Source organism: Cecembia sp., assembly GCF_007126775.1.
Classification (GTDB): Bacteria; Bacteroidota; Bacteroidia; order Cytophagales; family Cyclobacteriaceae; genus Cecembia.
This window is the reverse complement of record NZ_SLAP01000181.1, coordinates 1-13,415: the sequence shown is the minus strand read 5'-3', so window position 1 is coordinate 13,415 and position 13,415 is coordinate 1. Positions and strand designations below refer to the sequence as shown.

General features: G+C 41.7%; 13 protein-coding genes. 5 read left to right on the top strand and 8 right to left on the bottom strand.

Features of this window, described 5'->3' with window-relative positions; all coding sequences use genetic code 11:
• Nucleotides 1-512 (top strand): bifunctional ornithine acetyltransferase/N-acetylglutamate synthase (locus QZT73_RS12100; RefSeq protein ID WP_291788388.1); only part of this gene is annotated, 512 nt, incomplete at its 5' end.
• Nucleotides 513-682: 170 nt separating this feature from the next.
• Here QZT73_RS12100 and QZT73_RS12095 read toward each other — a convergent pair.
• Complete coding sequence (locus tag QZT73_RS12095) at nt 683-2,770, bottom strand: penicillin acylase family protein (protein WP_291780738.1); 2,088 nt, start codon at nt 2,768-2,770, stop codon at nt 683-685.
• 82 nt (nt 2,771-2,852) lie between these two features.
• Here QZT73_RS12095 and QZT73_RS12090 point away from each other — a divergent pair, with 82 nt between their 5' ends.
• Nucleotides 2,853-3,605, top strand: coding sequence for a hypothetical protein (locus QZT73_RS12090; RefSeq protein WP_291788386.1), 753 nt, complete (start codon nt 2,853-2,855; stop codon nt 3,603-3,605).
• Here QZT73_RS12090 and QZT73_RS12085 read toward each other — a convergent pair.
• The gene (locus QZT73_RS12085; RefSeq protein ID WP_291788385.1) at nt 3,602-4,849 is read right to left on the bottom strand and encodes an FAD-dependent oxidoreductase; all 1,248 of its coding nucleotides are present in this window, start codon (nt 4,847-4,849) and stop codon (nt 3,602-3,604) included. The two genes, QZT73_RS12090 and QZT73_RS12085, sit on opposite strands and share 4 nt — an antisense overlap.
• Nucleotides 4,850-5,011: 162 nt before the next feature.
• On the opposite strand from QZT73_RS12085, the gene QZT73_RS12080 reads away from it, so the two are divergent.
• Nucleotides 5,012-5,242, top strand: coding sequence for a hypothetical protein (locus QZT73_RS12080; RefSeq protein WP_291780747.1), 231 nt, complete (start codon nt 5,012-5,014; stop codon nt 5,240-5,242).
• Here the strand turns inward: QZT73_RS12080 and QZT73_RS12075 are convergent.
• From QZT73_RS12075 to QZT73_RS12055, 5 genes are all read right to left on the bottom strand, one after another.
• Nucleotides 5,230-6,228 (bottom strand): 4-hydroxyproline epimerase, encoded by a 999-nt coding sequence (locus QZT73_RS12075; RefSeq protein WP_291780749.1) that lies wholly within the window; start codon nt 6,226-6,228, stop codon nt 5,230-5,232. The two genes, QZT73_RS12080 and QZT73_RS12075, sit on opposite strands and share 13 nt — an antisense overlap.
• Nucleotides 6,229-6,406: 178 nt before the next feature.
• A complete protein-coding gene (locus QZT73_RS12070) occupies nt 6,407-6,496 on the bottom strand; it encodes a type II toxin-antitoxin system VapB family antitoxin (RefSeq protein ID WP_291780752.1) in 90 nt (29 codons plus the stop codon).
• Between the two features lie 249 nt (nt 6,497-6,745).
• Complete coding sequence (locus QZT73_RS12065) at nt 6,746-8,191, bottom strand: aldehyde dehydrogenase (NADP(+)) (protein WP_291788382.1); 1,446 nt, start codon at nt 8,189-8,191, stop codon at nt 6,746-6,748.
• A 234-nt stretch (nt 8,192-8,425) separates the two neighbouring features.
• Nucleotides 8,426-9,316, bottom strand: a complete 891-nt coding sequence (locus QZT73_RS12060) for a dihydrodipicolinate synthase family protein (protein ID WP_291788379.1) — start codon at nt 9,314-9,316, stop codon at nt 8,426-8,428.
• 216 nt (nt 9,317-9,532) lie between these two features.
• On the bottom strand, nt 9,533-9,709 hold the full coding sequence (locus tag QZT73_RS12055) for a Uma2 family endonuclease (protein WP_291780760.1): 177 nt from the start codon (nt 9,707-9,709) through the stop codon (nt 9,533-9,535).
• 212 nt (nt 9,710-9,921) lie between these two features.
• Between QZT73_RS12055 and QZT73_RS12050 the strand changes: the two genes are divergently transcribed.
• The gene (locus QZT73_RS12050; protein ID WP_291777639.1) at nt 9,922-10,788 is read left to right on the top strand and encodes an AraC family transcriptional regulator; all 867 of its coding nucleotides are present in this window, start codon (nt 9,922-9,924) and stop codon (nt 10,786-10,788) included.
• 221 nt (nt 10,789-11,009) lie between these two features.
• Nucleotides 11,010-12,695, top strand: a complete 1,686-nt coding sequence (locus QZT73_RS12045; RefSeq protein ID WP_291788378.1) for a DUF885 family protein — start codon at nt 11,010-11,012, stop codon at nt 12,693-12,695.
• 47 nt (nt 12,696-12,742) lie between these two features.
• Here QZT73_RS12045 and QZT73_RS12040 read toward each other — a convergent pair whose 3' ends face one another.
• A complete protein-coding gene (locus tag QZT73_RS12040; protein WP_291788375.1) occupies nt 12,743-13,360 on the bottom strand; it encodes a hypothetical protein in 618 nt (205 codons plus the stop codon).
• Nucleotides 13,361-13,415: the final 55 nt, after the last annotated feature.

Genomic DNA, 13,415 nt, shown 5'->3' with positions numbered 1-13,415 from the left:
GCTTGGCGGAAAATAAAAAAATCACCTCAGAAAAAGACCCTGGCTATATTCTCTTTAGAGAAAAGTTGCAGGAAATCCTTACCCACCTGGCCAAATTGATTGTCTCAGACGGAGAAGGAGCGTCCAAATTTATAGAATACAAAGTAAGCAAGGCCAGGTCGGGAGAGATTGCTAGGAAACTGGTCCGCGCCATTTCAGATTCCACTTTGGTCAAAACAGCTATGTTTGGCCGGGATCCGAACTGGGGAAGGATTATCGCTGCCTGTGGCAATGCGGGCATCAATTTCAATTACAAAAAAGTCAACCTATTTGTGGGTGACAAAGACAAATTGGTTCAGGTATTGGAAAAGGGTCAACCGGTAGATTTTGACAAGAATTATGTTAAAAAACTCTTACGCGACTCCCATCTCCGGGTACACCTGGAATTGAATACAGGTCATGAAACGGGTTTGGGTTGGGGAACAGACCTCACGACAGATTATGTTATGTTCAATTCGGTATACACTACCTAAATCAGTTATTATTTGATGTTAAAGTTGAGGGAGTTTAACCTTTGAAAATCTATCAAAGGCAATAAATTGAAGCATTTCCTGAGTTCCGGGGGATGCTTCATTATTTTATACCGAATACCATAATCACTCCTTAATCCAGGATTTGTATTGGCCCTCGTGATGAAGCAATATTAATTTCCGGGATTATAAACCCTTACAGCATTTTCCAGCACCTCTTCCTTCTCTAAAGTCATGGGTTTGAGTTGTTGATTTACAAATAGCTCCATCTGGTCTGTATAATGAGGACTATCTGTCTGGTTAGAAGCACCATAAACATTGACCGTTTCGATTTCAGGCAAACCCTCACCAAATTTCACAAGGATGATATAGGATTCCCCTTGTTCTCCTTTTCTTACACCACCTTGATAAGGTTCTGATCTCATAGCTGCAATCACATCGGGTATACCAAAAAGCGGCAATGCTTTGCCACCACGGACCAGTTTTTGAAAATCTCCTAGATGAACTTCTTTGCCAGGGAAATGATGTGCAAAATAATCTTTAGCCGCTTTTATGGTTTCGGCAGCCTCTTCCTTATTCAAAACCCTTTTAGGGTCTAGGTTCTCCTCTTTGGTCTTGTCCCTTATGGCATAATAAGCAAAGGCAAAAAGTGCCGCTCCCCTACTTCTTGTTGTAGATTGCTTGTTCCATGTATTTAATATTTCTAGCTCTTCTGCTATATCAGGGTACAAAGCAGGATCTAATGAAAAGAGTGCATCAACATTGATTTCATAGGCCAAATTTTCAGGCAACTGTTTGTCAAATTTAATGGATTTAAACTTTTCATAAGATAACAAGCCAGTATCCTGCATGACCTCCCTGAAACGAAGAGAGCGATTATTATCGGTAAGGTAATAACCCATCCCTGTGGGAAATGTGTCAAAATCCAAGTTGTCCGCTTCAGCTGAAGCCTTGAATGCCGAATGATTGGTATTGAACAAGTATCCTGAACTTGGATTTACTTGTTGGGGGAGGGCATCAAAGGGGTAATATTCTTCCCAAAGCTTGGACCTGCTATCACCTAAAAGTGTTTTGCTGAAATCAAATTCCGGATTACGTACAGGAAGTAAGGCATTGCTGACATAATAAATGGTGTCATATTTATCCGCATAAACCGTATTGAAACCCGGCAAAGCCATCATGTCCATGGCGGCTTTAAATTCAGAATAGTTTTTCGCCTTGTTCATCCTGTACCATTGTTCTGGAGCAGTAATCACTTCAAGGGAACCCGTCCTGATGCTAAAAACGCCTTGGTCAGTGACCAAGGTTGGACCAAAAACACTTTTCCAAACTTTTTTTGGCACAGGAATAGTGACCAAGTCCCACATTTTCACTTTCAGCCATACCCTTTTTTCTTGCAATTCCAGCCACTCGCCATCGACCTCGTACCGATTCTTTTTCTCTGGGTGCATTTTTAGCTGAAAGACATCCAGCTTATCCGGATTATTTACCGTGTGTGCCCAACCCAAATGTTCATTGACTCCATGGAAGACAGTCAAACCTCCAGGAAATAGACCCCCCAAAATATTCCAACCTGCTTCAGAATGCAGATGTGCTTCATACCATGCGACCGGTCCGGTCAAGGGTTGATGGGAATTAATAGCCAAAAAAGCCTCACCTGAATCCGTCCGGGATGGATGAATGGCGATGGCATTGGAACCTGCCGCTGGATCCGTAACCTCTGCTTTGTCTATGGTTCCGGCAACAATTTTCTGAACCGCTCCATCCGCACCGGACATTTGGGCCAAAGAAAGGATATATGCTGAAATGATATCCGTATGGGTAACAGGAAAGGCTTCTTTCAGGAGAACACGTTCTGGATAAGTCAAGGCGAAATCATTGATACCGGACAGGTAAGCATCCACCAATTTTTGAAAATCGGGAGAAAAATCTGATAGATATTTATTGGAAGCAATATCTCTGGTCTCTAAAAGATGTACAAAGAAATCTACAGCGGCCCCTTGTTCGCCTAGGTATCGGCCCAACATGGCCTTACCTGCTAACAAAGTCAATTGTGTTGTTTCAAAGTCATCCTCTGCATGTGCCCATGCCAAACCATAAGCCACATCAGCATCAGTTTTACCAAATATATGTGGAACTCCATATGCGTCTCTGGCAATTTGCACATTCCCTGTTTCATATCCGGAATTGGAAAAATCATTGGTACAGGAATTTAATAGGAAAAGAAGGATATAAATCGGGGTTAATTTTATCTGGTTCATGATTTCAATTCGGAAATTCCAACGGATTGGTTTACATTAAACCTGAAATAAAGTCAATTGATTTGAAAACACCAATTTTTATATGAAGGCCAGAATGAATTCCATGGATAGGCTCAGGTTGCTTTTTGAAGAGCAGATCAATGTGCTGCCGATTGCAGAAAACCTGCTGCTCTTGGACCAATCCAACTTTATGGAAGAAATGAAAAAGCGGAACTTCCATTCCGCCATTGTGAATGTGAATGGAGAGTGGATGAAATTCGATGATGGAGATGCAGAGCCGACCCCTTTACAGGAAGTGGATTGGATGGAAGCCGACACCCCTTTGCTTATGGCTTTTCGCATGTTGATCCAAAGAAGAAGATACTTTATCAAAGATGAGGAGGGGAATCCAGCTTATATTGTCACTAGAACTGACTTGGATAAGATTCCTTTACGCATTGGTTTTTTTGGACTGATCAGTCTTTTTGAAACCCATATGAAGGAGCTGGTCCGTAAACACCTTCCCCACTGGGAAGAAAGCATTACCGAAAACCGCGTGGGTCAGGCCAGGAACCTTTATGAATGGAAAAAAGCCAGAGGCGAGGAAATTGATCTGGTACAATGTCTTCAATTTGGGGATCTGGGATCAGTTTTTTCCAAAAAACAACGCTTCCGCAAATTTGAACCTGACTTCAGCCGGGACAATTGGGTGGATATGATGAATAATATAGGAAGGCTAAGGGATGCATTGGCCCATTCTCAATCCCATTTGGGTTTTACTTGGGAAGAAATTGACCGGATGATCATTTTTATCAGGGGAATTATTGACCGGGAAGATCCGGTTTTTGAAGGTTAAAATCTCCCCACCTCAAAAGCCTTGATATCCATAGGAGAAGCGTGGCCCTCATGAAGGTCCGCAAGGATTTTTCCTGTTCCGGTCGCCATACTCACGCCCATCATCCCATGCCCTGTTCCAATCCAAACGTTGTCATAACCAGGTGCTGTTCCAATATAGGGTACACCATCCGGCGAGCAGGGTCTTAGCCCTTTCCATATTTTTTCCTTTTCTGGAAAATTGGCCTGAAAATCAGGATAAAACCTGTTAATAGATTCAAAAATTCCTTTGACGCGATTGATATTGATAGATTCATCGGTTCCGGCTATTTCCATAGTCCCTCCGAAACGTACCTGCCGACCATAAGGGCTAACCGCAACTTTCATCTCAGTCAGGATAGAAGCCTGTTGGATTTCGGGTTGGTTGTCCTGCATAAAGCTATAGCCTTTCCCTCCCATCATGGGCAGGTTGAAACCAAGGTGTTTTGCCAATTCAGCCGACCAAGCCCCACCACAGAGGATCACTTTATCAGGCAATAGGCTATCTTCTTCGGTAAGTACGGAAGTAACCTTTCCTCCCTGTTTTTCAAAACCCAGCACTTTTCGGTTCGGAAGGAATTTGACGCCTTTTTCTTTAAGGTATTTTTTGAGGAAAATATACAGATTGGATGGAGAAAGGTGGGCATCACCGGGAAATAACACTGCTCCACGGGCTTTCACTTCCAGATTGGGCTCAATTTTGGCAATATCGGAAGGATTGAGTACTTCGGCTTCCAGACCTTGTTGACGGGCCAGATGGGCAAATTCAACTTCTTCCTTTTCCATTTCCGCAGTTTGGTAGAGCATCATCAGACCTTTTTCCGCCATTTCCAAATCCACGGCATTGCTATGCTCGTTTCTGAATTCCTGATAAAGGGCTTTGCTGAGGAGGGAAATGTTTTTCAGATAAGGGATGGATTTTTCCACATGGCTGTTATTGGCAGAGCGGTAAAACAGCCAGGACCATTCCAGGAGTTTGCGGTCTAATTTAGGATGGATGTAAAAAGGACTTTTGGAAGAAAACATCCAGGAAATTCCTTTGGCAATCATCCCCGGCGCCGACAGCGGAATGATATGACTAGGTACGATCATACCTGCATTCCCCGTGGAAGTGGTATCCAACATGTCGCTTTTGTCCACAATGACTACTTCAACCCCTTGCTTATTGAGGTAATATGCTGTAAAAAGGCCAATAACGCCTCCGCCAATGATGATGGTTGGTTTCATATCTTATGTACCAAGAACCAAGTACAATGTACCAAGAGAGTTAACCAATTGGTAGTACTAAGTACTTTTCTGGAAATATGGATGAAAGATAAGGATTTTGGTGGTTTCTTATATCTCCAATTTGATGGACTAAAGTAAGATTTACAGGAAAAAGTAAAGCGAATGGAATTGACAAAAATTGGTATGGGATTGACTTGCTTGAAACTAAAAAACCCAACTGCTTGCAATGATGGCACGCTGATGATGCGGATTGAGCTGATCTTCGCAGATTTTATTCCGATATCCCCCTTTTGCCTTGGTTCTTTTTCCCACCCTACACCCTGGCCCCTCACTAAAATCAGCCAAAGGGCTGATTTCTTTACGCTCGGTCCTCTCGCCTCTCAAATCACCTGAAATCCATGCACATAAGGATCATCGTCATCCATAATAATCGTATTGTAGCCATATATCTTCGCCCAACCTTCTATGCTCGGCACAATAGCCGGTTTCCCCGCAATCTCAGTAACTTCTTCTATCCTACCCGTGAATTTCGAGCCAATAAAACTCTCATGGATAAAGTCCTCTCCAGGCTTCAACCAACCTTTGGCAAACCACTGGGCCATGCGTGCAGAGGTCCCTGTTCCACAAGGAGAACGGTCAATGGCCTTGTCACCATAGAATACTGCATTTCGGGCAGTACTGCTTTCATCCAAAGTCTTTCCTGTCCAAAGCACATGGCTAAGCCCTTTGATCTGAGAATGCTCTGGATGTACAAACTCAAATTTCTCATTCATTTTCTGCCTCAGGTTGCGGGCCATGGAAATCAGTTGCTCGGCTTTGTAATGCTCCAAACCGGGAAAGTTGTTCTGAGGATCCACTATACAATAAAAATTTCCTCCATAAGCTACATCCACGGTCAATTTACCCAATTCCTCGATTTCAATCTCTAACCCTTCAGCTGCTAGAAAACTTTTGACATTAGTCAGTTTAACGGAAGTGACCTTTTTGCCTTCCTGTTTGTATTCCACCAAAACCAAACCTGCAGGTGCTTCCATACGAAGGAATCCAGGAGTCTTAGGCGTGATCAATCCTTCTTCAATGGCAATGGTAATGGTACCTATGGTCCCATGTCCGCACATAGGCAGACATCCTGATGTCTCTATAAACAAAACAGCAAAATCATTTTCAGGTTCATGGGGGGGGAAAAGCATGGATCCCGACATCATATCATGACCCCGGGGCTCAAACATCAACCCTGTTCGGATCCAGTCCAGGTTTTCCAGGAAATACTGTCGCTTTTCCAGCATATTCTTGCCTTTAAGGAAAGGAACACCACCGGCCACTACCCTGACCGGATTGCCACAGGTGTGGGCATCAATGCATTGGAAAGTTTTTTTCATACTTTATTGATAGTAATGGATATTGGGATATTAAGATATTGGAATGGACGCTTCTGAAAAACATCCAATAATATCATTGGCTCAATCTCATTTTTTCGAGATCTCCTTCCCATAGTAACTTTCCTTTTAAATCGCGGATTTTCTTTTGCTGGTTCAATTGGATGATTAACCTCAAACCCTATTCAACAGTAGCTTTTTTGGTCCTTAGCCCTGCAATCTTCATCGCCTCCGCTATCAATTGCTCATCTATTTCAATATTGATCCGCATAATATGTATGTTTTTATCAAATATTCACATTTCTAACTCCCCAAGAAAATTAATTGGATGCAAACGGAAATAAGGTGGAAATAAATTGAAACATTATTACCCTCTGCGGCACTGTCCAACCAATTCTCCAATCACTAAATCAACTTCTTTGAAAATCCTCTCGAAATATTTCGCGAAGCCTATTTATATTTATTTCGCTACCAGCATAATTCTACAATATTTCACTCTTGGGAATATTTCCAATTACCATTATCGCTTTAACTCCCCATCCATCATTCTCCAAATACCCAAAGGATTCTCCTCTCTTAGGGCATCCGGAAGCAGTTCATGCGGCATGTCCTGGAAGGCTATAGGTCTTGCAAAGCGTTTGATGGCATAGGCCCCTACAGAAGTGAACCGGCTATCTGTGGTAGAGGGGTAAGGTCCTCCATGCTGCATGGCGTGACCGACTTCTACTCCTGTCGGAACCCCTTTGAAAAGCAATCTGCCACATTTTTCCTCCAGTTGGTTGATTAAGTCCACCTTTTTGGCCAACTCTTTTTCATCTCCCCAAAGGGTAATGGTCAACTGCCCATGCAATCTTTGCGCTATGGCATACAACTCATTGAAATGCTCATATACCACCATCAAAGCAAAGGACCCAAATACTTCCTGTTGGAAATGTTCATCCTCCAACCAATCGGCAGCTTTGATCCTGGCCAAAGCCGGATAGGCTTTGATCAGGTCTTTGGCGGCGGCTACCTGCACCCAGTCCAGTTCCTTTCTTTCCTGAAGTATGGCCAAAGCGTTATAATAAGCTTCTGCAATGCCTTCATGCAACATCGGGGCAGCAGCAATTTGCTCTAGCTCTTTCTTTACCGCATCAGAAAAGTCCTCCGCATGTAAAGCAGGCACCATAATCAAACCTGGGTTGGTGCAAAACTGTCCCGCGCCAAGGGTCAAGGAAGACACAAATTGTTTGGCCAATGACTCCATATTATTCCCAAGCCTTTCTTTGAGTGCAATAATTGGATTTACAGAGCCCATTTCCGCGAATACCGGTATGGGTTCTTTTCTTTGATTCGCGGCATCAAACAAAGCTTTACCTCCTACAAAAGAACCTGTAAAAGCTACTGCTTTGGCTTGTGGATGCTTAGCCAAGGCCTGCCCAACTTCAATCCCACCTTCCACATGGTTGAATACGCTAATCGGCAAAGCAGCGTCTATCGCAGCTTTGTGGATTACCTGCCCGACTAATCTGGAGGTTTCCGGATGGGCAGGATGGGCTTTATAAATCACTGGGCAACCTGCCGCCAATGCCGAAATGGTATCTCCTCCAGCAGTAGAAAAAGCTAAAGGGAAATTACTGGCTCCAAAAACCACTACAGGTCCCAATGCTGTTAAAAACCTACGGATATCAGGCTTAGGAGCGGGTACTCTTTCCGGATCCGCATGGTCTATCACCGCCTCTACCCAACTTCCTTCCTCTACCAAATCCGCAAAAAGCCTGATTTGTCCGACAGTCCTACCTAATTCCCCCGTAATTCTGCCTTCAGGAAGATTTGATTCTTCAGAGGCTGTGGGAATAAGGAGGTGTTTTTCAGCTTCAAGTCCTTCGGCTATTTTTCTCAAAAAAGTAGCTTTCTCTTTTCCAGAGACATTTTTATAATGTAAAAAAGCTTCTTGGGCAGATTTGAAAATTAGATCTAGATTCATGGTATCTTTTTGTCAGTTGATTAGAAATAAGGTTGAAATAGGATAGAAATATAATTGAAATAGGCTGCAAATCGAAGATAAAAGCCAAATATTGAGAGGTAGGTCCAATTCTTCAAAAGACAACCTGAAACATGGGGCTCCCTGAAACCCAGAGCTAATAACTGCAGTTTTAGGGTCGTTTAAGGGCATAGAATGAGGTCTCTTTTTTCCCTCTAATTTCTCACTTCCAGCTTTTCAAACCACTGGCCTATGCTCCAAACCCCTTTTAATAATATTCTCCACCTTCACCCGCTCTTCTCCTACCAAAATCAAACGGGGTGCCCTTACCCATTCCGTTCCAATACCTGCCATATGTTCGGCCAACTTGATATACTGTACCAATTTTGGATGGATATCCAACTCCAATAGTGGTAAAAACCAACGATAAATTGCCAAGGCTTCCTCATACTTTCCTGCCTTCACCAATTCATAGACAGCAACGGTTTCCTTCGGAAAAGCACAAACAAGGCCAGCTACCCAGCCATCGGCGCCCATAACCAACTCTTCCATTGCCAGGGTATCTACCCCACAAAGAATTTTATATCTATCACCAAAGCGATTGCGCATACGGGTCACATTGGAAATATCCCTGGTGGATTCCTTTATGGCTTGGATATTTGCACAGTCTGCCAATTCCTCAAACATGGAAATTGTAACCAGGGTCTTGTAATCAACAGGGTTGTTGTAAATCATTATTGGTAATTCGGTGCTGTTGGCAACGACCTTAAAATAAGTGACGACTTCTCTGTGATCGGCAGCATAGCGCATTGGGGGTAACAGCATCAATCCCGAAGCACCCATTTCTTTGGCCTTACCCGCCCAAAAAATCGCATCCCTTGTTGCACCCTCGGCAATGTTTAGAATAACCGGTACTCTGCCATTGATGTACTTCACAGTGTCGGTAGTGAGTTTGATTTTTTCATCCTGACTAAGGACACTTGATTCCCCTAATGTTCCTCCGAGAATGATGCCATGCACACCAGCTTCTAATTGTGCATCTATATTTTTAAAAAACATATCCATATCCAAGCTTCCGTCTTGGTGAAATTTGGTGGTTACTGCCGGAAATACGCCTTGCCAGTTCATAGAATTTTTAATTTGTTTAATTTTTCAAAATTAAGCCCAATTCCAATATATTTTCCATACTGGCTTAATCCTTAATGGTACAATATTGATATTTCTATCAGAAATAGGAATTACCGAAAAACAATATGATATCAAAAGTTAATCCTACAAACCCTTAGGTATTTTCTGATGCTACCAACTTGTGATTTCTTCCACTTACTACAAAGCACCCGATTTTTATTCTTGAAAAAGTTCATAAAGGTCCATTTGAAAACCTTCCACACAGGGAGAATCAACTACATCCCCTATTGTAAAAGGTCTGCTGGGCTCGTATTTGCCACTAACCAGCAGGTGAATAATCAGAGATTGCTCAACAGGATAAACAATCCAATACTCTTTTACACCTAATTCCATTCCAAGTAATCAGCATAACTGTACAAACCTCCGTAAGAAAGATCTGGTTCTTGGACAATGTTTTTATCCTCTCTTGGCATACCTAAATTTACAAAATAATTTAGATTGATAGAAAATTAAAGCTATATGGTTCTGGAAAAAGATTCTAACACTTGTTTTTCATTTTGTTTCCTTCATATTGGGGCCTGTATATTGCCTTTTTCTACTATCTCATGAAAAAAATCATCTCATTCCAAATCCCTAAACCCAATAAAGAGTTTGTCCGCTTTCAAGTGGATGCTGGGAAGCATTTTTATGAGAAGCTACATCAGCACCCTCAGTGGCAACTCACCTTCATCCTTGAGGGGAAAGGGCAATTGATGGTAGGGGACTACCTCGGCAGATTTGAGCCTGGTGATATGTTCCTTTTTTCGGCGAATATGCCACATGTGTTCCGCTCGGATGCGGAGTACTTTGATCCTCAAACAAACAAGTATTCTTTGGGAAATACGCTGTTTTTTGATTTCGAAGCTTTGGGAAAAAGTCTAATGGAAGTGGAAGAATTTACCGGTTTGAACCAATGGCTACAACAGACAAAGGGCTGTTTTGCCATAAAGGGGAGTGCCAAAAACAACATCAAAAACAACCTGATGAATTATCCCGGATTAAAGGGATTAAAAAAAATACTTGTGGCTTTGGAAATTTTGAATGTCCTACAAGAATCACAGGAACTCACTGCTTTAAACAGGCTCATTCCACATAAAGATTTTACAGAATCCGAAGGTAAGCGCATGGGACAGGTGATGTCATTTATCCTTTCCCAAAGCCAAAACCAAATCAGTTTAAGTGAAGTGGCAGATGTTGCCAACTTAAGCAAAGAAGCATTTTGCAGGTTTTTCAAAGAAAGAACGGGAAAGACATTTACGGAATTTTTGACACAGGTAAGGATTCACCAAACCTGTCAACTCTTGCAAGAAAGTGAATGGTCGATTTCGCAGATTGCCTATCAAAGCGGTTTTCAAAATCTTTCTTATTTCAACAGGGCATTTAAAAAAATTCAGGGCGAAACCCCAAAGGAGTATAGGTCAAAGATGATATAGGGACTAAATAGGGATTTGAAAACCAAAAAGTTAAACCCGATATTAATTAATCCTTGAATTAAATAAGTTTCTTTTTACACACCATCCATCAACATCAACAAACCATTGGTCAACAGGGTATTGGTTTTTTGCCCATGAAAAATGGAAATTACTTTTTGAAATATGAATGAGAGACTATTTCTACTTAATATCCACCTAAGCATCTTCAAATCGTGTCTATTATGAAAAAAAGTATATTTTCCTTTCTACTAAGTCTTTTAATTATCGGGAGTTCATTGGCTACTGAATTATACCCCGCCATCAGCAGTTACCAAGCCGACCGGAGTGCCCTGGCTCGAAAGTACAATAATCCACTTTCCGAAGAGTCGTTCCTAAGATTCACCAAGCTTTACAATGATTGGTTAGATGCCCTAAACAAAATGCCCTATGATGCTTATTCCCTTGATGGGAAGATGGACTGGCAACTTTTTAAAAACCACCTGGAAAAAGAACTATTCTTTCATGGGCTAGCCTTTGAAGACTTCAAACAGGTCAGTCATGTCGTGGACTTTAAGGATCAATTAGAAAAGTTCTATCAGGTCAGGCGAATGGCGGAAAAACCTCAATCCCAAGAATTGGCCGCCACATTTGCCCTCACAGAAAAAGCCATTCAAGCAAAATGGGAAGCCATGAAAAAGTCTAAACCCTTTGATTCCTGGCAAGAAGCAGAATTAGCTGCAGAGACGGTTGAGGACTTGAGGAAAAGTACCGAGGAAGCCTATAACTTTTATTACGACTACGACCCTGACTTTACCTGGTGGATGAAAAAGCCTATGGAAAGCATGAATGAGGTGCTTAAATCTTATGCTGAATTCTTAAAGGACCATTTTGAGAATACAGTAGTGAAGGATGATGGCTCTGGAATTATTGGCAAACCTGTTGGAAAATTGGCCATTGAGAAAGAACTGGCCTACAACATGATTCCTTATACTGCCGAAGAATTACTCAAAGAAGGAGAAAAACAATATGCCTGGTGCGAAGCAGAAATGATCAAAGCATCAGAAGAATTGGGATATGGAAAAGATTGGAAAGCTGCCCTGGAACATGTTAAAAATACTTATGTCCCTGCAGGTGAATGGCCTCAAATGGTGGCAGAATTGGCCGATGAAGCCATTGAGTTTTTAGAATCAAGAGACCTCCTGACCATCCCTGATATGGCCAAGGAAACCTGGAGGACGACCATGATGTCCGCGGAAAGGCAGAAGGTAAGCCCTTTCTTCCTAGGCGGGGAAACCATCATCATTTCTTATCCAACCTCCACCATGACCCATGAGGAAAAAATGATGAGCATGCGTGGTAACAACCCGCATTTTTCAAGGGCAACTGTACAACATGAACTGATTCCTGGACACCACTTACAACAATTCATGAATCAGAGGCATTTCCCCCACCGCCGGGTTTTCAATACCCCGTTTTGGGTAGAAGGCTGGACCTTGTATTGGGAATTCAACCTTTGGGATAAAAATTTTCCAAGAAATGCAGAAGACAGAATCGGGATGCTTTTTTGGAGAATGCACAGGGCTGCAAGAATCGTTTTTTCGCTCAATTACCATTTGGGCAGCTGGACACCTCAGCAGTGTATTGATTACCTGGTGGATGCCGTTGGGCATGAGCGGGCCAATGCAGAGGCTGAAGTACGAAGGTCCTTTGAAGGCCGATATGGTCCATTGTACCAATTGGCCTACATGATCGGAGGACTGCAGGTATATGGTTTGAGAAAAGAAATGGTCGAAGGCGGTAAAATGACCGAAAAGGAATTCCATGATTATTTCATCACCCAAAACTATACCCCAATAGAACTACTCCGGGCAAGGATGAAGGGAGATATTCCAAAAGATTTTAAAAGTAACTGGAGGTTTTTGGATTAAGCTGAATAAAACCCTCCAAGGGTTTGGAACCCTTGGAGGGTTGACAATCATTCTAAGTTATTAATTATTTCTTGGTTTAAATTTAGTTTATGGAATTTGATAAACTCGGATCTTCCTCCAAACCAATCCAATACATCGCCTCTTTTTATTTTTGTTGCTCCCTGTTCTAAAAATGTTCTATATGAAGAAAATTTCCATTGTTCCAGATGCTGACAAAAACCATGGTGGACCGGATTCTTATGGATATACAACACCAACCAAGTAAAATAAGCATCATTAGTGATAGCTTTTCTATTAAAATTGGGAATAAATAAGCTGCCTTTTCTCTGATATAGTTTATTAAAGCTTTGAGTATAAGAATTGAATAGCTTTGAGAACTGGTTACTTATTGTATTTGAAAAGTTAAAATCACTTTTTGTTGATTCTGCATTATTTTTATAAAAATTGAATGTCAATTTTTCATCTTTTGTTTTTATCATTAAGTGAAGGTGATTGGGCATCAGACAATAAGCATATGTATCTACCAAATCAGAAAGATAAGTCCTATATCGATCAAGAAAAAAATAGTAATTTTTTGATTCATTAAACAAATTTTCAAACCCATTTGCATTTGTCCAAATATGATAAAAGCGCTCTGCCTCAAAAGTTGTTTTTGGTTTTGCCATATCTTAAAAAGCTCAACTAAATTTAAAAATTTTAAATAAACCCTCCAAGGGTTTG